The organism is Streptomyces sp. NBC_00247 (assembly GCF_036188265.1).
In the GTDB taxonomy this organism is placed as follows: Bacteria; Actinomycetota; Actinomycetes; order Streptomycetales; family Streptomycetaceae; genus Streptomyces.
In genome coordinates this window covers 61,883-80,123 of record NZ_CP108093.1, presented here as the reverse complement: position 1 = coordinate 80,123, position 18,241 = coordinate 61,883, and the positions used below count along the sequence as shown (strand labels likewise).

Genomic DNA, 18,241 nt, shown 5'->3' with positions numbered 1-18,241 from the left:
GGGCTGATCGCGAACAATTGGGCCCCTGCGTTTTTCCGCCAGGTTTCGCAGGATGACCATGAAAGCTACACAGGGCCATCACTATTGGTGCGACAGATGCGTGACGACCGGCTTCTGAGGGGGCGCCGGCGTCGCACCAGGGGGTGCGTCTGCTCCACAGGTATGCCTGGAGCCGTACCCACCCCTGCCCGGGGAGGGGAACAACCGCATGAAGCGGACCATCCGCACGGCCGCGCTCACGGCCTGTGCGCTCATAGCCGCGCTCGGCCTGCCGGCCGGAGTGGCTCAGGCCGACACGGCCACGCCCCGAATAGACCTGAGGGTACTCGTGGTCACCGACGGGGGACCGGCGACCAGAGCCGTGGAGGCCGAACTCGACGGCGAGGGAATCCCCTACACCGAGGTCGACCTGAACTCCGCGTCCAGGCCGACCATCGACGCCTCGTTCCTCTCGGACACGGTGGACGGCCGTCCCAGGGCCAAGTTCCAGGCGGTCGTACTGCCCAACGACAACCCGTTCGCCACGGGTCCGGAGATGGCCGCTCTGGCCGCCTACGAGCAGACCTACGCGATCCCCCAGGTCGACGCCTACACCTACGCGCGCCCCGAGGCCGGTCTGCAGTACTACGTCTACGGCGGCTACGCCGGGAGCCTCGACGGGATCACCGCGGGGGTGACCGACGCGGGCAGGGCAGGACCGTTCGGCTATCTCGACGGAGCGGTCCCCTTCGAGGACAACGACGCCTCGGTGAGCGAGAGTTACGGCTACCTGGCGGTACCCCTCGTGGGCGCCGACTTCACCACGTACGTGGACGCCCCCGTGCCCGGTACGACCGGCCGGGCCTCCCTCGTGGGCGAGTACCGGCACGACGGACGGCGCGAACTGGTCGTCGGATTCGTCTACAACCAGTACCAGCAGCAGTTCAAGCTGCTCGCCCGCGGCATCGTCGACTGGATGACGGACGGCATCCACCTCGGGGCGTCCCGCAACTACCTCGCGGTCCACGTCGACGACATCTTCGCCGCCGACGACCGCTGGAACAGCACGTACGACTGCACGCCCGGCGACGTCGACTGCACGGACCCCGGTGCCACCGGGTCGACGATCCGCATGACCTCCGCGGACGTGGCCTACGCCACGTCCTGGCAGGAAACCAACGACTTCACCCTCGACCTCGCCTACAACGCCCTCGGCAGCGAGGACTTCAAGGAAGAAAACGACGGCTCGGATCCACTGCTCACCTCCCTGGTCGCCGACAAGGACGACTTCCGGTGGGTCAACCACACCTACTCGCACGAGTTCCTCGGCTGTGTGCAGAACACCACCGTCGTCCCCTGGGTGTGCGCGACCAACACGGACGGATCCACCCAGTGGGTCTCCCAGGCGCAGATCTCCAGCGAGATCTCGACCAACGCCGCCTGGGGGCAGGCGAACGGCCTGCCCATCGACACCACCGAGCTGATCACCGGTGAGCACTCCGGGTTCTTCGTCACCCCGCAGCAGCCCGTCGACAACCCGAACCTCGCCTCGGCCTTCACCGCCAACGGCATCCAGTGGGCCGGGTCCGACAACTCCCGCGATCCGCAGCAGCGCCAGGTCGGCTCCGCGCTCACCGTGCCCCGCTACCCGGTGAACATCTACTACAACGCGGGCACGAAGGCCGACGAGGTCGACGAGTACAACTACATCTACGGCAGCCGGGCCCAGGGAGGCAGCGGCATCTGCGACGACAACCCCGCCACCACCACCTGCCTCGCCGCTCCGCTGTCCACCACCACCGGATTCGACGACTACATCGTGCCGTTGGAGAGCCGCCAAGCCCTCGGCCACGTCCTGGGCAACGACCCCCGGCCGCACTACGTGCACCAGTCCAACCTGGCCGAGGACCGTTTGCTCTACCCCGTCCTGACCTCCGTGATCTCCCAGTACCGGGCGCTCTACGCCGATACCGCCCCGGTCGTGAACCTGCGGCAGAAGGACATCGGCGCCGAACTCCAGCGCCGCGCCGCCTGGAAGAGCGCCCTCTCCGCAGGCACGGTGACCGCGTACCGCATCGGCTCCGACGTGACCGTCCAGGCGCCCGCGGGCACCCAGGTCACCGCGACCGTGCCGGCCGGCACCACCCTCGGCGGCTCCGAGTACGGGACGGCCTACGCCGGCGAACGGTCCGGCTGGACGGCCTCCACGGGCTCGGCACTCGCCCTGACCCTGCCCGCCCCGGCCGTCTCGCTGACCGGAACACCCGCCTCGGCCGACTCGGTGGAAACCACCTCCACCGCGCCCGGGACCAGGATTCCCGCGGGTCTCACCGACTAAGGGCTGTCCCGCGATTCCTGGCGGGTGCGCGACGACGGTCACGGCACCTCGCCGCACTGTCGGAACGTCCGCACTCATCCACGTGCGAAACACGTCCTTGGTCGCGCACGTCCCCCGCACACCGACCGGCGCAACCCGCCACCGGTCCTGGCCGAGCCCGTCGGCCAGGACCGGCTCGAACCCACCCCACACCTCGGCCGTGGAGCCCCAGCGATGCACGTTCAACAGGGCGGGCGCCGAACCGGCGCGACGCATGTCACCCTGCTCACCGAAGGTACCTATCCGCACAGTCACGGCGGCGTCAGTGTCTGGTGCGACCAACTCGTCCAAGGCATGCCCGACATCGACTTCGACGTCATAGCCGTCACCGGCACCGGACGCGAACCGGCGGTGTGGGACCTGCCCGCCCAGGTGTCGCGGGTCACCTCCGTCCCGATGTGGGGCGACCCGCCGGAGGGGCGGGCCCCGCGCGGGCGCGCCCGCGCCCGGCTCGGCGAGGCGTGGGAGCGGTTCCTGACCGCGCTCGTCGACCCGTCCGCCGAAAGCGGCTTCGCGCCCGCCCTCTACACCATGGCGCGGGCCGCGTCCGCGGGCATGCTCAGCCCGTTCCTGCGCGGCGACACCGCCATCGGCGTCCTGACGTCGGTGTGGAACCGGCCCGGACTCGCCATCCGCGAGTCCGGACCCAGCCTGCACGACGCCCTGACCGCCGTGTCGCTCCTGGAACACGCGCTGCGCCCGCTGTCCGCCGAGCCCCCCGCGCACGGGGTGGCCCACGCGGTCAGCGGCGGAGTGGCGGTCCTGCCCGGCCTCGCCGCCCTCGAACGGCACGGAGTCCCGCTGCTGCTGACCGAACACGGCGTCTATCTGCGCGAGCGCTACCTCGGCTACCGCACCGCCCCCTACCGCTGGCCGGTCAAGGCGGTCGTACTGGGCTTCTTCCGGCTGCTCGCCGAGGAGACCTACCGGCAGGCCTCCCTGGTCACCCCCGGCAACCGGTACAACCGGCTGTGGGAGGAGGAGGGTGGCGCAGCCCCCGAGTCCATCCGCACCGTCTACAACGGGGTCGACCCGGCCGCGTTCCCGATGGCCGGACCGGAACCGCTGCGGCCGACGCTGAGCTGGGCCGGGCGGGTCGACCCGATCAAGGACCTGGAGACGCTGATCCGGGCGTTCGCGCTGGTCCGCGAGAAGATGCCGGACGCCCGCCTGCGGATGTTCGGCGGCACCCCGCGTGGCGGCGAGGCGTACCGGGAACGGTGCGAGGCGCTGGCCGCCGAACTCGGCCACGGTGACGCGGTGGTGTTCGAGGGCCGCGTCGACGACATCAAGGACGCCTACGCGGCCGGGAACGTCGTCATGCTCTCCAGCATCAGCGAGGGGTTCCCGTTCACCCTGATCGAGGCCATGTCCTGCGGGCGGGCGACCGTCTCCACGGACGTGGGCGGAGTACGGGAGGCGGTCGGCGACACCGGACTCGTGGTGCCGCCGCGCGACCCGGGCGCGATGGCCGCCGCCGCGCTGGAACTGCTCGGCGACGCCGGCCGACGCCGCACGATGGGGGAGGCGGCCCGACTGCGGGTCGTCGAACAGTTCACCCTGCGGCAGACCGTCGACACCTTCCGCGCGATCTACCTGGAACTGCCGGCTCTCGGCCCGCGTCACCAGGCCGACCCGCGGGGCGCCGACGGGACCGCCGTACCGGCCGAGGCCGCGCCCCGGCCGAAGGGCGCGGGGGGCGCCCACCGCCGTACCGCGACGGGCACCCGCTCGTCCGTTTCCGCCGGACCGAGGAGCATGGCCGGATGAGCGGGCCGATATCCCTCGAACCCGGTGGCCCCGAGCAGGAGACGCTGGCCATCCGACTGGCCGACACCCGCCGGAGCGTCCGCAAGGTGTCGGACGATCACACGGTCCTCCTCGACACCCGCCGGATCGCCCGGCGCGTGGCGGCGGACCACACCATGGCCCTGCGGATCCCTCGCTTCCACCCCGACGAGGAGGCTGTCAGCATGCTGGCAGCCGACCTCGCGGACCGGGTCGGGCCCGCGGTCCACCCCTACGAGGTCGCGGCCCTGCTGGAGTCCGAGGGCCTGACCGCCTCGCTGATCCAGGAGCGCTACGGCCACCCCAACCTGTTCTCGCTGGCGACCGCGCTGTACGAGCGGGTGCCCCGCACGTTCCCGGAGCCGGCGCTGCCGGCCGACCCGTGGCGGCCCGACACCCTGCGGTGTCTGCTGCGCGGCGCGCTGTTCGCGCTGCCCGGTCTGGCGTTCCTGCTGACCGCGCCCCTGTGGGACGCCGGCGGGCACACCCGGGCCCTGGTCGTCGCCGGCCTGTTCTCCTGGGCCTGGGGACAGGCACTGGGCCACCGGGCGCATCTGCGGATGGCGGTCGGCCGCCGGGAAGCGGGCCGCACCCTCCTGCTCGGCGCACCGCTGGGGGCCGCGCTGGCCACGGCCGCGGCCGGCGTTCCGGACGGCTTCGGCCCGGTGACGGCCGTGGCGGCGGCACAGTCGGTGTACCTCGCCGCGGCCGGCGCGCTGCTGGTGCTGGGCCGGGAGCGGCTGCTACTGGCCGCGCTGAGCCCGCTGATCGGCGGTGCGGCCGTACTGCCCTGGTGGGAGCCGGGGAAGGAACTGCGCGCGGGGCTGCCGCTGCTGGCGCTGCTGGCCACCCTGGTGGTCTGCGCGGTGGCCCTGGGCGCCTGCCTGCGCACACCGCCCGCCGCCGGGCGCCGTCCGAAGCTGGTGTGGTCGCTGCCGTACGGCCTGTTCGGGCTCGCGGCAGGCACACTGGTGCTGCTGGAAGGCAAGGTCAACGCCTACGCGGTGATCGTGCTGACGCTGAGCATGGGGCCGGCGGAGTGGCTGCTGTACCGCTACCGGGGCATGTCGGTCGCGGCGCTGCGCGCCACGGCCACGCCCGCCGGGTTCCTGCTGCGCTCCACCGGCGTACTCGCCCTGTGCCTGCTCATCTACCTGGGCCCGCTCTTCCCTGCCGCGCTCCTCAGCCACGCGGACCCGGCCACCCTGCTCACCCTCGCGGCCACGCTGTGGACCGCCCTGCTGCTCCAGGCGTTCGGCGCGGCCTGGCCCGCCGCGACGATCTGCCTCCTCGCGGCCGGCACCTCGGCGCTCGTCAACCGCCTCGAACTGCCGCCCGGCACGGCGATCCTGCCGCTGAGCTGTTGCGCCGCCGCGCTCCTGCTGATCGTGTGCGCGCTGCGCATGCTCGGCCGCCCGTCGCCCCACGCCTGACGGCTCACCACCCCACCGCCGCCCGGCCCGGGCCCCGGTCCGGCATCGACACATCCGCCGCCGTACCGCACGCTCCTCCGCCGGCCACCGCCCCGACCCGCACCCCGACCCGCTGCCCCGGAAGGACCATTCCGTTGACCTCCGCACCGCTCGCCGCCGTCACCGGAGCCGAAGGATTCATCGGCTCCCACCTCACCGAGGCCCTGGTCGCCCGGGGGTACCGGGTGAGGGCCATGGCCCAGTACAACTCCTTCTCCTCCTTCGGCTGGCTGGAGACACTCTCCGCCGACGTGCTCGACCAGGTCGAGATCGTCCTCGGCGACGTCCGCGACCCCGGTTCGGTGCGCGGCCTCCTGGAAGGCGCCGACCTCGCCTTCCACCTCGCGGCGCTGATCGCGATCCCGTACTCCTACCAGGCGCCGCACAGCTACGTGGACACCAACGTCACCGGCACGCTCAACGTGCTGGAGGCGGTCCGCGCCCTCGGCACGCCCCGGCTGGTGCACACCTCCACCAGCGAGACGTACGGAACCGCGCAGACCGTGCCGATCAGCGAAGACCACCCGATCAACACCCAGTCCCCGTACGCCGCCTCGAAGGCGGGCGGCGACCGGCTCGCGGACAGCTACCACGCGAGCTTCGACACTCCCGTGGTGACGCTGCGCCCGTTCAACACCTTCGGCCCGCGCCAGTCGATGCGCGCGGTCATCCCCACCGTGATCGGCCAGGTCGCCGCCGGTGAGACCACCATCACGCTCGGCGACCTGCGCCCCACCCGCGACTTCACCTTCGTCAAGGACACCGCGCAGGCGTTCCTCGCGGTGGGCACGGCGCCCGCGGAGAAGGTCGTCGGCCGCACCCTGAACGCCGGTACCGGCGGGGAGATCTCCGTCGGCGACCTGGTCGGCCTGATCGGCAAGGTGATGGACGCCCCGCTCGACGTCCGCGAGGACACCGCCCGCATCCGGCCGGCCAACTCCGAGGTGATGCGCCTGGTCGCCGACGCGAGCCGGCTCACCGGAGCCACCGGCTGGACGCCCGCGCACACCCTGGAGGAAGGGCTCGCGCAGACCGTCGAGTTCTTCCGCGAACCGGCCAACCTCGCCCGCTACAAGACCGGCATCTACAACATCTGACCCGCTGTCACGTCCAACGTCGACGCCCTGCGTCCGACAACGAGGGGGAACACCATGCATGTCGTCATCCTGGCCGGTGGCAAGGGCGTCCGGCTGCGGCCCTACACGACCGCCCTGCCCAAGCCACTGGTACCCATAGGCGACCAGCACACGATCCTGGAGATCGTGCTGCGCCAGCTCGCCAACTCCGGATTCACCTCCTGCACGCTGGCCATCGGCCATCTCGGCGAGATCATCCGCGCCTACGTCGGCGACGGCTCCCAGTGGGGACTGCGGATCGACTACGCGACCGAGGAGAGCCCGCTGGGCACCATGGGCCCGCTGCTCACCATGCGCGACCGGCTTCCCGAGACGTTCCTGGTGATGAACGGCGACGTCCTGACCGACCTGGACTTCGGGGAGGTGCTCGCCACCCACCGTTCCGCCGACGCCCCGCTGACCATCGCCACCTACGCCCGCAAGGTGCACATCGACTTCGGTGTGCTCACCACGGACGACAGCAGGGTCGTCGCCTTCACCGAGAAGCCCAGCATGGACTACCGGGTCTCGATGGGCGTGTACGGCCTGTCCCGGTCGACGCTCGACAACTACACCGCCGGCCTGCCGCTGGGCTTCGACGAGCTCGTCCTCGACCTGCTGAAGGCCGGGAACCCGCCGCACGCCTACGAGTTCGACGGATACTGGCTGGACATCGGCCGCCCCGACGACTACGACCGGGCCAACGCCGAGTTCACCAGCCGCAAGCAGCTTCTGCTCAAGGGAGCCTGACCCCCCTCATGCGCATTCTCGTCCTGGGCTCCACCGGTTTCCTGGGCGGCCATGTCGTCGAGCACCTCCGCACCCTCCCGGGTGTGCGGGTGCTCGGCGCCGGCCGCTCCGAGGCCGCGGAGTTCGATCTCGACCTGGCCGGCGACAGCGTCAAGCGGCTGGCGAAGACCCTGGAAGCGGCGGCACCGGATGCCGTGATCAACTGCGCGGGCGCCACCGGCGGTGATCCGGTCACCCTCGCGGAGGTCAACTCCCGGGGCGCCGCGGCCCTGTGCGCGGCGATGGGGCTCGCCGCCCCGGTCGCCCGGCTGGTCCACCTCGGGTCGGCCGCGGAGTACGGTCCCGGCGTTCCGGACGTCCCCGTGACCGAGTCCGGCCCCACCTGCCCGCTCTCCCCGTACGGCGCCACCAAGCTCGCGGCCACCCTCACCGTGACCGCCTCGGGACTCGACGCGGTGGTACTCCGGGTGGGAAACCCGGTGGGCGCCCGCGCCCCGCTGGCCGGACTCCCCGGCCGGATCGCCGCCCTGCTGCGGGCCGCCTCCGACGACAGCGCCGCGGTGCTGCCGCTGGGCGACCTGTCGGCGTACCGCGACTTCGTGGACGCCCGGGACGTGGCACGGGCCGCCGGTCTCGCGGTGACCGCCGAGGGTTCGCTGCCGCCGGTGCTGAACATCGGTGGCGGACAGGCCGTGCCGGTACGGTCGCTGGTGTACCGCCTGGCCGAACTGGCGGATTTCCGGGGGCGGATCGAGGAGAGCTCCGACGGCTCCGCGCGCTCTGCGGCGGTGTCCTGGCAGTGCTCCGACATCTCCCTGGCCGGTTCGGCTCTCGACTGGCGGCCCGTCCACTCGCTCGACGCGTCACTGGCCGACCTGTGGGCGGCCACCGCGCCGCACGGCGGGGGCGACAGCGCGCCGTGAGCCTCCTCGTCCCGCTGTACGTGCATCCCGCCGAGGACCCGGGCGCCTGGCACCGGCTGATCACCGCCGCCGACCTGACCTACGGCGTGGTACTCAATCCGGCGAGCGGGCCCGGGACCACGCCGGACCCCGCGTTCGCGTCCGCCGCCGAGGCGCTGCGCGCGGCGGGCGCTTTGCTGCTCGGGTACGTCGACACCGACTACGGCACCCGCGACCCGGACCTGGTCCTGGACGACTTCAGGCTCCACCGCGAGTGGTACGAAGTGGACGGCTGCTTCCTGGACCAGGTGACCTCCACGTCGGTGGACCTGCCGGCATGCCGCCGGCTGGTGCGCCGGGTCAGGCGGGCGGGGGCGCGGGCGGTGGTACTGAACCCGGGGGTCCAGCCGGCCCCCGGCTACACCCGGCTCGCCGATCTCACCGTGACCTTCGAGGGGCCCTGGTCGACGTACGTCTCGGCCTTCACCCGGCCGCCCAAGGCGGGGAAGCCGGGGAAGGAACCCGCCGACCGGCTCTGCCACCTGGTCTACGGGGTGCCGGAGGCGCTCGTACCCCTCGCGGTGCGCACCGCGGCCGAGCGGGGGGCGGCGGTGTGCGGGCCGGTGACGGGCGAACTGCCCAATCCCTGGGCAGCGTTGTCGCCCGCACTCACCGGGAAGGAACGATGAGGAACACCATGGCGACCTGGCGGGCGGCCCTCCTGGCGCTGCTGACGGCGGCGGCGCTCACGGCGTGCGCCGGTGCGGCGGACGAGGACAGGGCGGGAGGGGAGGGCGACCGGTCCGCCTCCCCGGGCGCGGAAGCGCGGGACCCGCACGCCTCCCGGACACCCACGACGTCCGCGACCCACCGTCCGTCACCCGGGTCGTCGGCCCCGGCCTCCCCGACGACCCGACCGGCCACCCAGTCCCCTTCCGCGAAGGGCGGCCCCACCGGCTCCACCCGCTCGGCCGGCTGGTGGCGTCCGAAGCCGGGACTGGACTGGCAGTGGCAGCTCGACGGCCGGGCCGACCAGTCGGTGGACGTGTCCGTCTACGACATCGACGGCTTCGAGAACTCCGCCGCCGACGTGGCCCGCCTGCACAGGAGCGGCCGCAAGGTGATCTGCTACATCAACGTCGGCGCCTGGGAGGACTTCCGGCCCGACAAGGCCGCCTTCCCCGCCTCGGTCCTCGGCTCCGGCGACGACTGGGACGGCGAACGCTGGCTGGACGTACGGCAGATCGCGGTACTGAAGCCCATCATGGCCCAGCGGTTCGACATGTGCCGCGCCAAGGGGTTCGACGCGGTGGAACCGGACCTCGTCGAGGCGTACAACAACGACAGCGGCTTCGCCATCACCGCCGCCGACCAGCTCGCGTACAACAGGATGATCGCGAAGCTCGCCCACGAGCGCGGCATGGCCGTGGGCCTGAAGAACGACCTGCCGCAGATCCCCGCCCTGCTGGAGGACTTCGACTTCGCGGTCAACGAGGAGTGCGCCGAGTACGACGAATGCGGCGAACTGACGCCGTTCGTCGAGGCGGGCAAGGCGGTCTTCCACGTCGAGTACGAGGTGCCCGCCTCCGACTTCTGCGCGGACGCCCGCCGACTGGGCCTGTCGTCCATGGAGAAGAAGCTCGAACTGGGGGTGTGGCGGAAGGCCTGCTGACGCGTTCGCCCTCGGGTGCGGACCACGGCGAGGTAAATCGGGGGGCCGCTGCGGGGGAATCTGTCACGATCACCGGCTGGGCGCATGGGACGCGGTGGCGGACCGGGTCGCCGCTGGGGCCACCGTGACATTCCGGCCCAGCGGCACCTCCATGGTGCCGCTGATACGCCACCGGCAGCAGGTGATCGTCGCTCCGGTCGACCCGTCGGCACTGGAGACCGGGGACATCGTCCTCGCCCGTGTCGCCGGGACGGTCTACCTGCACGTGGTGTCGTCCGTGGACCCCGCGAAAAGGCGGGTGCAGATCAGCAACAACCGGGGCCGCGTCAACGGCTGGACCGGCTACGCGCGCGTCTTCGGCATCTGTGTGGCCGTCGACGGTGTCGCCCGGAAAGGGGCCGCGGACAAGACGGTCGCGGCCGGCTCGAACGGCTCCTCCTGAACCTGACGCTCCAAGCCTCCCGGCGGACCCCGGTGCGGCTGTCCGCCGGGGCGCGCCGCGGACTCGGGAATGCCCGCACGGGGCGGTGCACCGACGAATCCGTGTACGGGAAACCAGTTGTGGCGATTCCGGGACATCCACCACGGGCGAATGCGGGCAGGCATGACGTCGACCATGGTTCCGGCGGCGATCAGCCGCAGGCCATCGAACAAGGCAAGGAGCGTTCTTTGATGCGTACCGACCAGAGGATCGGCGTCGTCCTCGCCGTCACCGTGCTGACGGGCGGGGCAGTGGGCGCGGGAGTCGTGCAGGCCTCAGCGGCGACGGGCCGCGGCACCGCTCCCTCGGCCTGCCGCCCGGCCAACCACACGGCGACGATCGCCCCGTCGGACAGCTCCGCAGGTCACCGCCACTACCGCGTCACCCTGACCGCGCCGCGCGGGTACGAGCCGTGCGAGCTGGCCGGTTCGCCCACCGCCGTGCGGTTCCTGGACCACGGTTCGGACAGCGGCATCACGGCGGGCACCTACGGCGACCAAGCCGGTGCGGTGACCTTCGGGCCCGGGCACCCGGTGCACTTCGACTTCCAGGTCCCGAACACCGGTCCGGTCACGTCCGTGGACGAGGTGTCATTCACGCTCCAGGCTCCGGGCGGCGAGATCCCCGGCGCGTCCTTCGCCGAAGGGGCGTTCACGGTGGCCGACGGCACCCTCGTCGGACCGGTCCAGCAGGGCGCCTGACCCTCTTCCGCACACCGGTGGCGTTCTGCGGGCAAGCCCTCGGGACGCCACCGGTCGCGGACCGGTTCATGTCGGTGTCGCGCCCCGGCCGGTTCTTCACCTCGCGCCGTGCGGGGTGCCGCGTACTTCGAGGAGTACGCCGACCAGCTGAGGGCCGTCCACACCGACTGGTCCGCCGATCGGATCCACTCGGCCGCCAGCAGGTACGTGTCCGCCCGAGATCGCCCCGCACGGCGCCGGCGCGGCCGTCGACCTGCCCCTGACCGACGCCGACGCCGACGGCCCGGCGGGCGGGAGTTGTTTTGACCTTGCGCTATTCCTCTGCGCCCCTGCGGGCTACTCGCAGCCGCTCGGAGTTCGTCGGGCATGGTGGGGACCAGGAGGCGACCGCGTCGCCGAACTGGCCTCTGATGCTTCATCAGTCGTCTTCGTCGTCGGCCATGGCCGCCTCATAGGCCCGCAGAGTCTGGACGAACATGTGCCGCTGTTCGGGGGTCAGGGGATTCAGTGCCTGACGCCAGGCACGCGCTCCCCGTGCCAGCCAGCTGTCGATGGACGGTCGTTTGCCATCGGTGATACTGACGATGCGCCGACGCCGGTCCGACTCGTCCTCGCGCCGCTCCAGGATGCCCTTCCGGCTCAGCTCGCCGACCATGAGGCTGACGGTGGTCGGGGCGACCTCCAAACGGGCGGCCAGATCCTTCACGGTCATCGGGCCGTCGAACAGCAGATAAGACAGCAGCGACAGGTGCCGCGGCGCGAGCGCAAGCGACTGGATCTCCTCAGGCACACGGATCCGCTTCGCGCGCCCAACCATGCGAGGCATGAGAAGCAGCAACGCCCTGATCGCCTCGTCGACTCCCGGCTCGGTCCCGTCCCGGTTCGCCTTGTGGCCCCGGTCCTTGGTTGACATCGCCCATCCTCCCATTTAGTTTTGATGACAAATATGTTTGGCTTGCAAAACAAAAGTGTCTTCATGGTAGCGAACCACCTGAACGGAGCTGTGATGCCGCACTTCGAGGTACGGATCCACGAAGAGGAGCTCGACGGAAAAGTCGAGCCGAAACTCGTCCTTGCCCTGACTGAGGCGCTGGTCAAGGTATACGGAGAGCGAGCACGCTCCATGGCGGTCGTCGAGCTGTTCGGCATCCCACGTCACCGCTGGGGCATCGGCGGCGTACCCGCCGAGGTGAACGCACCGATCGTCTCGCTGAACGTGCGTGAAGTGGCGTTGAACCTGCCGGGGATCGGCAATGCCCCCACGCAGCTGATCACGTCCATCACCGATGCCGTGGTCGAGGTCTTCGGCGAATCCGTCCGACAGCACGTGACCGTGTACGTGGTCGGCGTTCCAGCGGGACGCTCCGGCGTCGGCGGCGAAGTCGATCCGCCCCCGGGCAACTGAGCATCAACCGTGTGTCCGTGCCTGTCACCGCTCGTCCGCAGCCCGAGCCGCGAGGTATTCGGCCCAGTCGCGTCCGGCAGGTTCTGGGGCACTTGCCTCGGAATGGAGGGGACGGCGAGCTCGCGGGGTGAGCCGACGGCTCGTGGTCCACTTCAGGAAGTGTCGGATCAGGTAGCGGCGTTGGCTGGTGGCTCCGAGGCGTGGGACCTCGGCGAGTGGTACCGGCCCGGGCTTCGGACATGAGCGTCCGATCCTCCGGGGTGTGACCGCCAAGTCCTGTGCCGGGGGCCGTCGCCCCCTCGGCCGGGGCCGCGCCCAGGTCCCGGCGGGGTGTGCGACCGGGCCGCGCACGTACACCGCCGGGCCGGTGCCGGAGAGATCCGGTACCGGCCCGGCGCTTTCCCGCGGTGCCGTGACGACCGCCCGCCGGCGCGACGCGGAGCGTGTCCGGTGGCCGCGGGCCGGAAGCGTGGTCCCGTCACCACCACCCGAAGGCGAAGCACGCCAGGGCGGGACCGACCACCACGGACACGAGCCCGCACCGCAGGAGTTGACGGAAGAGCGGCGTACGGTCCTCCGGCTTCGCGGCGCCGAGGATCAGCCCGCCCGTGATGCCCAACGGGTTGATGTCGACCAGGATCGAGGCCAGCGCGACCGCGAGTACCGCACCGACCGGCGAGGCGCCCTCGGCGACCACGGCGGGCACCAGCGGGATCGTGGTCGCGAAGATCGCGATGGAGCTCGCGGCGAAGGAGGTGACACCGGCGATGTAGCAGAGGACGAGCAGGCTCAGCATCGGAGAACCGTCCACCCGCAGCAGATCGCTGATCCGGGTGAAGGCACCCAGGTCCTGCATCAGCCCGACGTAGGTGAGCAGCCCGCCGATGAGCAGCACGATGTTCCACGGGATACGGGAGACGATCTCGTTCGGATCCAGCCGGAGTGCGAGCTGCTGGACGACCGCGGCGGTGAGTCCCAGGTAGCCGATGTTGATGTCGAAGCCGACCGACAGCACCACCACGGCGAGCAGGCATCCCAGGGTCAGGTAACGGCCCCAGACCGGCGACGGGGCGCGGCCGGTGGTCTCCTCGGTGGCGGGATTCTCGGCGTCCCGCGATGCGCCGTCGGGTGAGGCGTCGAGAGTCGAGTCCGGCTCGCCGACCGGCGTGAGACGGCCGCGCGGCATGGTCCCGGTGCGGTACCCGAACACGAGACATCCGGCGCAGATGACGAGGCCCGCCAGCAGTCCGCCGAGGAAGAAGGCGACCGGGGCGGAACCGGGCAGGTCGAGCCCCATCTTCTCGCCCAGGTTGTTGGCGCTGGTGCCGAACACGGCCAGGGGCGAGAGGAGACCGCTGATGATGCCGGTGATACCGAGGACGGCCGCGATGAACGGGGGTATCCCGTACCGGGCGGCGAGCCCCAGCGCGATGGGCGCGACGATGGCGGTGGCGGCGGCCGGCAGGGTGCCGATCGCGGTCAGCACGGCACCGACCAGGAACGGCACCAGCGCGACCAGCAGCGCACGCCCGCCGACCATGCGGAGCACGCCGTCGAGGAGCCAGTCGAGCGTGCCGTTGATCTGGGCGACGGCGAACAGCGCCGTGATCCCGACCAGCAGGACGAAGAAGTCGCCCGGGAAGAACGCCGTGACCTCGTCGGCGGTGCGATCGGCGGCGAGACCTACGAGGAAGGCGGCGGGCAGGGCCGCGAGCCCGATGTTGAACCTCGGGACGAGCGTCGCCAGGAAGAGGGCGACGAGAACGACGATGGAGACGTCGGCCATGGACATCGGTGAGCCTCCCTGGATCAGATGACGCCGCGGACGGCGAGGTCGTCGATGGCGGCGGGTTCGAGGCCGAGTCCGCCGAGTACGGAACGGGTGTGCTCGCCCAGGTGCGGCGCGCTGCGGTCGACGATCTGGCCGAATCCCGAGAACCGTCCGGCGGAGCCCTGCACCAGGCGGGTGCGTCCGTCGTGCTCGTCGGTCACCTCGACCACCGATCCACGCTCCCGCACATGGGGATCGGCGCAGATGTCGGCGGCGGAGTTCACGGGTCCGCAGGCTACGCCCGCCTCGTCCAGGAGCTTGGTCAGGGGTGCGAGATCGTGGTCGGCCACCCAGGCGGCCACCCGCCCCTCGATCTCCGCGCGGTGCTCGATCCGGGCCGACATGGTGTCGTAGGCGGCGAGGTCCGGGGCGTCCATGGCGACGACCAGCCGGCGCCACATCTGCTCCGTCGACGCGGGCAGGGCCATCCAGCGTCCGTCGCGGGTGCGGTAGAGGTTGTTGGGGCTGATGTGCGGATTCTCGTTGCCCTGGCGTTCCCTGACCTCGCCGGTCTCGCCGTAGTCGACGATGAAGTCCTCCATCATCCGCAACAGCGGCTCGTACAGCCCGATGTCGGCCAGCTGGGGCTCACCCGTCAGGTCGCGCTGGCGCAGTGCGAGCATCGCCGCGAAGGCCGCGTAGATCCCGGTGACCCCGTCGGCGACCGGATAGCCCGCGAACACCGGCGGACCGTCGGGGAACCCCGTGCGATGGGTCAGCCCGGCGAAGGCCTCCGCGACACGGGCGAAGCCCGGGCGCTCCGCGTACGGGCCGGTGCGCCCGAAGGCGCTCACGTGCACCATGACGAGGTCGGGCCGGTGGGCGAGAAGGTCCTCGAAGTCGATGGAGAACCGGCGCAGGGTCGCCGGCCGGAAGTTGGTGACCACCACGTCGGCGGTGGCGGCGAGCCGGCCGACGAGGCCGGCGGCTTCCGGGTGGTGCAGGTCGATCGTCACGCTGGACTTGTTGCGGCCGACGACCGCCCAGCCGGCGGAGACGCCGTCGTCGTCGAGCGGCGGGTAGCCGCGCGCCGGGTCACCCGCGCCGGGCTGTTCGACCTTGATCACCTCGGCGCCGAACTCCGCGAGGAGGGAGGAGGCCAGGGGGCCGGCGAGGACGGTCGAGATGTCCAGGACACGCACGCCATTGAGAGGTCCGGGCACGAAAAATCCTTTCACGAGCAATCAGCACGTCACGGCGATGCGTGACCCGCGTCACGATGTCGTGGTGCGTGCGCTGCGGGAAGATGCCGCCCACTGGATCCTGTGATAGCCAATGGCAATAACATGGGCCGATGCGAGTCGAACGTGCCCGGTACTTCCTCGCCGCGCTGCGCACTGGATCCCTCCGCTCGGCGGCGGCGGCCTGCGGTGTCAGCCAGCCCACCATCGGACAGCAACTCACTGTTCTGGAGGAGGAGTTGGATGTCGTCCTGCTGACCCGGAGCCCGGGAGGCGTGCGCGCGACACCGGCCGGTGAGGCGCTCGTCGGCCCGTTCACCCGTCTCGTGGCGGCCGAGGACGCCGTGTGCGAGGCGGCGCTGGCCTCCAACGGGACCTACCAGGGCAGGGTGTCCATCGGCGGCGGTTCGGTGACCGTGGAGACGATCGTCGCCCCGGTCGTCGGGCGGCTGCTCGCGGACCACCCGGGTCTGCGCTTCTCCGTGCGCGAGGGACCCTCGGGCGACATCGAGAGCGCGGTGCTGGGCGGTGAACTCGACCTCGGCGTGGTCACCACGCCCGACGAACCCGCCCCGAGCGGTCTCGCCCGCAGGCGGCTGATGACGGCACCGCTCGGCGTCCACACCCGGCCCGACCATCCGCTCGCCCAGCGCGGTGAGGTGACCTGGAACGACCTGGAACACTTTCCGATCGTCACCATGAGACCCGGCACCGTCCTGCACCAGCGGCTGCGCAAACACCTTCCCAAGGGGCAGGTGATGGTCGAGGCGATGTCGGCGCGCACCGTGCAGACCATGGTCGCCCGGGGCGCCGGGATCGGGCTCCTCGCCCGGTTCGACACCCGCGGGACGGCGGGAGACCTGACGTGGCTGCCGCTCGCGGACACGGAGCCGGTCGAGGTCAGCCTGGTCCAGCGCGCCGACAGCCAGCCGTCGCGGTCCGCCATCGTCGTGCGGCGGCTCATCACCGCCCGCGCCGACGAGCTGGCGGGACGCCAGGCCTGAGCGGGCCGGCCGGAGCGACCGGCCGCCCCCGGCGGCGCGCGGAGACGACCGTGTGCGAAACTCGGCGATCATCCCAGCGGAGCGGGAGGCCCCCGGAATGCCGTACGCCGCCAACAACCCCATCCACCTGGACGCGGTGGCGGACGGTCTGGCGAAGAACCCCGCGCTGCCGCCCGAAAGCGTCCACCGGCTCTTCGCCCACCGCAGGGGATTCGGAGAGATCGCCAAGCGCCCTGACCTGACCGACGACACGATCGGTGCGATCATCGCCGCCGGCGACTACTGGCTCACCCACTCGCTCGCCCTCAACAGGGCCCTCCCGCACGCGCACCGGATGACACTCGCCAGGCATCCGGACCCGGGAATCCGTGTGGCCCTCGCGGTCGCCGCAGCCGACGCACCGCGAGAAATGTTCGAGCGACTGCTCGCCGATCCGGATCCGCGGGTGCGCGAACAGGTAGTGGAGAACGACCATGTCCCGGAGGATCTGCGCGCCCGATCGGCGGCCGACCCGGACCCCGGAGTCCGGGCCGCGCTCGCCCAGTGGTGGCCCGGGGCTCCCGAAGCGGTACGCCGCATCCTGCTGACCGATCCCGACGACTCGGTACGCGCGGGAGCCTGCTCGACCTACTACCGGCGGCTTCCGCGTCCCGTCCCGCCCGCCGATCTGGTCCCTGCCCTGCTGGCCGACCCCGTCACGCGCGCCGGAGCGGTACGCCACACCGCGCTGGACGCCGAAGCCGCGTCCCGACTGGCCGACGACCCGGACGAGGACGTGCGCCGGGAACTCGCGGCACACCCCGGAATCCCGTCGTCGGTGCGCGACGTACTCGCCGAGGACCCCAGCGCGCTCGTCAGGCTCCGTGTCTTCGCCCGCCCGGACACCCCGCCCTCGACCCGTGCCGCGATCCACGCGAGGATCGTGACCCACGGCTCCGACTGGCTCGCCGACCACCTCGACTACCTGGACGACGACGCGCCGGAACGGGAGTTGACGCACCACCTGGCGTGGGCGGAACTCCGCTCACTGCGGCTCCCGTGGGTGACGGCCGACCCGCTGCCGCACGTGGACTCGCCCTACGCCTGCTTCCGCGCGTCGGCAGCCATGTCCGACTGCCTCCCCGAGCAGGTCGTGGCCCGGCTGCTTCACGACGAGGAGAGCGACGTCCGTACGACGATGGCTCTGCACGCCCGCGACCGGATCGATCCCGCGACCGCCGAACGCATCGACCGTAGCCACCGACCGGCCAAGAGAACGGCATGGCGTCCGGCCGACGAATTCCCCCTCCCGGCAGCCGTTCTGCGCCTATTGGCCACCGACCCCGAACCGAGAATGAGGCAACTGGCCACCCGCGAACCGGATCTGCCGTCGGAACTCCTTCGCGCTCTGGCGGCAGATTCCGATCCGGGGGTGCGCCGAACGGTCGCGGCCCATCCCGGAGTTCCGCTCCGGGAACTGACACGGCTGCTGGCCGATCCGTCGGAACAGGTCGCGACCGCGGCTGCCGGAAACCCCGTTCTGCCGCCCGCGGAGATGCACCGGCTTCTCGCTCTCGCCGGACTGTGAAGGAAACCGGCGTGCA

Annotated in this window: 16 protein-coding genes and 1 pseudogene; 14 read left to right on the top strand and 3 right to left on the bottom strand. The window is 71.5% G+C overall.

From position 1 onward, the window contains the following. Positions 1-208 precede the first annotated feature (208 nt). The 11 genes and pseudogenes from OHT52_RS00340 to OHT52_RS31395 all read left to right on the top strand — a co-directional run. Positions 209-2,317: a hypothetical protein gene (locus OHT52_RS00340; protein WP_328718037.1), complete on the top strand. Its 2,109-nt coding sequence runs from the start codon at positions 209-211 to the stop codon at positions 2,315-2,317. Positions 2,318-2,530: 213 nt separating this feature from the next. Beyond that, positions 2,531-4,126, top strand: a complete 1,596-nt coding sequence (pelF, locus tag OHT52_RS00335) for a GT4 family glycosyltransferase PelF (RefSeq protein WP_328718036.1) — start codon at positions 2,531-2,533, stop codon at positions 4,124-4,126. Further along, complete coding sequence (locus OHT52_RS00330) at positions 4,123-5,577, top strand: hypothetical protein (RefSeq protein ID WP_328718035.1); 1,455 nt, start codon at positions 4,123-4,125, stop codon at positions 5,575-5,577. The genes pelF and OHT52_RS00330 overlap by 4 nt, the downstream gene beginning before the upstream one ends. A gap of 134 nt (positions 5,578-5,711) precedes the next feature. Further along, positions 5,712-6,713 (top strand): GDP-mannose 4,6-dehydratase, encoded by a 1,002-nt coding sequence (locus OHT52_RS00325; protein WP_328718034.1) that lies wholly within the window; start codon positions 5,712-5,714, stop codon positions 6,711-6,713. Positions 6,714-6,767: 54 nt separating this feature from the next. Beyond that, on the top strand, positions 6,768-7,481 hold the full coding sequence (locus OHT52_RS00320) for a nucleotidyltransferase family protein (RefSeq protein WP_328718033.1): 714 nt from the start codon (positions 6,768-6,770) through the stop codon (positions 7,479-7,481). An 8-nt stretch (positions 7,482-7,489) separates the two neighbouring features. Further along, the gene (locus tag OHT52_RS00315) at positions 7,490-8,404 is read left to right on the top strand and encodes an NAD-dependent epimerase/dehydratase family protein (protein WP_328718032.1); all 915 of its coding nucleotides are present in this window, start codon (positions 7,490-7,492) and stop codon (positions 8,402-8,404) included. Further along, positions 8,401-9,072 (top strand): spherulation-specific family 4 protein, encoded by a 672-nt coding sequence (locus OHT52_RS00310; RefSeq protein ID WP_328718031.1) that lies wholly within the window; start codon positions 8,401-8,403, stop codon positions 9,070-9,072. Before OHT52_RS00315 ends, OHT52_RS00310 begins: the two co-directional genes overlap by 4 nt. Then, positions 9,069-10,055, top strand: coding sequence for an endo alpha-1,4 polygalactosaminidase (locus tag OHT52_RS00305; protein WP_328718030.1), 987 nt, complete (start codon positions 9,069-9,071; stop codon positions 10,053-10,055). Before OHT52_RS00310 ends, OHT52_RS00305 begins: the two co-directional genes overlap by 4 nt. Positions 10,056-10,179: 124 nt before the next feature. Then, positions 10,180-10,497 (top strand): S26 family signal peptidase, encoded by a 318-nt coding sequence (locus tag OHT52_RS00300; protein ID WP_328718029.1) that lies wholly within the window; start codon positions 10,180-10,182, stop codon positions 10,495-10,497. Between the two features lie 230 nt (positions 10,498-10,727). After that, on the top strand, positions 10,728-11,237 hold the full coding sequence (locus OHT52_RS00295; protein WP_328718028.1) for a DUF4232 domain-containing protein: 510 nt from the start codon (positions 10,728-10,730) through the stop codon (positions 11,235-11,237). A gap of 123 nt (positions 11,238-11,360) precedes the next feature. Then, positions 11,361-11,508 (top strand): annotated as a pseudogene (locus OHT52_RS31395) (M15 family metallopeptidase); the annotation flags it as partial. A gap of 147 nt (positions 11,509-11,655) precedes the next feature. On the opposite strand, the gene OHT52_RS00290 reads toward OHT52_RS31395, so the two are convergent. Beyond that, complete coding sequence (locus tag OHT52_RS00290) at positions 11,656-12,150, bottom strand: MarR family winged helix-turn-helix transcriptional regulator (RefSeq protein ID WP_328718027.1); 495 nt, start codon at positions 12,148-12,150, stop codon at positions 11,656-11,658. 33 nt (positions 12,151-12,183) lie between these two features. Between OHT52_RS00290 and OHT52_RS00285 the strand changes: the two genes are divergently transcribed. Continuing rightward, a complete protein-coding gene (locus OHT52_RS00285; RefSeq protein ID WP_328718026.1) occupies positions 12,184-12,642 on the top strand; it encodes a tautomerase family protein in 459 nt (152 codons plus the stop codon). A gap of 478 nt (positions 12,643-13,120) precedes the next feature. Here OHT52_RS00285 and OHT52_RS00280 read toward each other — a convergent pair whose 3' ends face one another. Both OHT52_RS00280 and OHT52_RS00275 read right to left on the bottom strand, forming a co-directional pair. Beyond that, positions 13,121-14,434 carry an SLC13 family permease gene (locus OHT52_RS00280; protein ID WP_328718025.1) on the bottom strand — a complete coding sequence of 438 codons (1,314 nt, stop codon included), beginning with the start codon at positions 14,432-14,434 and terminating at the stop codon, positions 13,121-13,123. A gap of 17 nt (positions 14,435-14,451) precedes the next feature. Beyond that, positions 14,452-15,636, bottom strand: a complete 1,185-nt coding sequence (locus tag OHT52_RS00275) for a CaiB/BaiF CoA transferase family protein (protein ID WP_328718024.1) — start codon at positions 15,634-15,636, stop codon at positions 14,452-14,454. 131 nt (positions 15,637-15,767) lie between these two features. Here OHT52_RS00275 and OHT52_RS00270 point away from each other — a divergent pair, with 131 nt between their 5' ends. Together OHT52_RS00270 and OHT52_RS00265 are read left to right on the top strand one after the other, a co-directional pair. Beyond that, positions 15,768-16,658: a LysR family transcriptional regulator gene (locus tag OHT52_RS00270; protein WP_328718023.1), complete on the top strand. Its 891-nt coding sequence runs from the start codon at positions 15,768-15,770 to the stop codon at positions 16,656-16,658. 97 nt (positions 16,659-16,755) lie between these two features. Next, the gene (locus OHT52_RS00265) at positions 16,756-18,225 is read left to right on the top strand and encodes a hypothetical protein (RefSeq protein WP_328718022.1); all 1,470 of its coding nucleotides are present in this window, start codon (positions 16,756-16,758) and stop codon (positions 18,223-18,225) included. Positions 18,226-18,241: the final 16 nt, after the last annotated feature.

Coding starts and splice junctions, on each gene's coding strand:
- OHT52_RS00270 (WP_328718023.1), top strand. CDS start 15,768: ATGCGAGTCGAACGTGCCCGGTACTTCCTCGCCGCGCTGCGCACTGGA.
- OHT52_RS00280 (WP_328718025.1), bottom strand. CDS start 14,434: ATGTCCATGGCCGACGTCTCCATCGTCGTTCTCGTCGCCCTCTTCCTG.
- pelF (WP_328718036.1), top strand. CDS start 2,531: ATGCACGTTCAACAGGGCGGGCGCCGAACCGGCGCGACGCATGTCACC.
- OHT52_RS00285 (WP_328718026.1), top strand. CDS start 12,184: ATGTTTGGCTTGCAAAACAAAAGTGTCTTCATGGTAGCGAACCACCTG.
- OHT52_RS00305 (WP_328718030.1), top strand. CDS start 9,069: ATGAGGAACACCATGGCGACCTGGCGGGCGGCCCTCCTGGCGCTGCTG.
- OHT52_RS00295 (WP_328718028.1), top strand. CDS start 10,728: ATGCGTACCGACCAGAGGATCGGCGTCGTCCTCGCCGTCACCGTGCTG.
- OHT52_RS00290 (WP_328718027.1), bottom strand. CDS start 12,150: ATGTCAACCAAGGACCGGGGCCACAAGGCGAACCGGGACGGGACCGAG.
- OHT52_RS00330 (WP_328718035.1), top strand. CDS start 4,123: ATGAGCGGGCCGATATCCCTCGAACCCGGTGGCCCCGAGCAGGAGACG.
- OHT52_RS00320 (WP_328718033.1), top strand. CDS start 6,768: ATGCATGTCGTCATCCTGGCCGGTGGCAAGGGCGTCCGGCTGCGGCCC.
- OHT52_RS00340 (WP_328718037.1), top strand. CDS start 209: ATGAAGCGGACCATCCGCACGGCCGCGCTCACGGCCTGTGCGCTCATA.
- OHT52_RS00315 (WP_328718032.1), top strand. CDS start 7,490: ATGCGCATTCTCGTCCTGGGCTCCACCGGTTTCCTGGGCGGCCATGTC.
- OHT52_RS00265 (WP_328718022.1), top strand. CDS start 16,756: ATGCCGTACGCCGCCAACAACCCCATCCACCTGGACGCGGTGGCGGAC.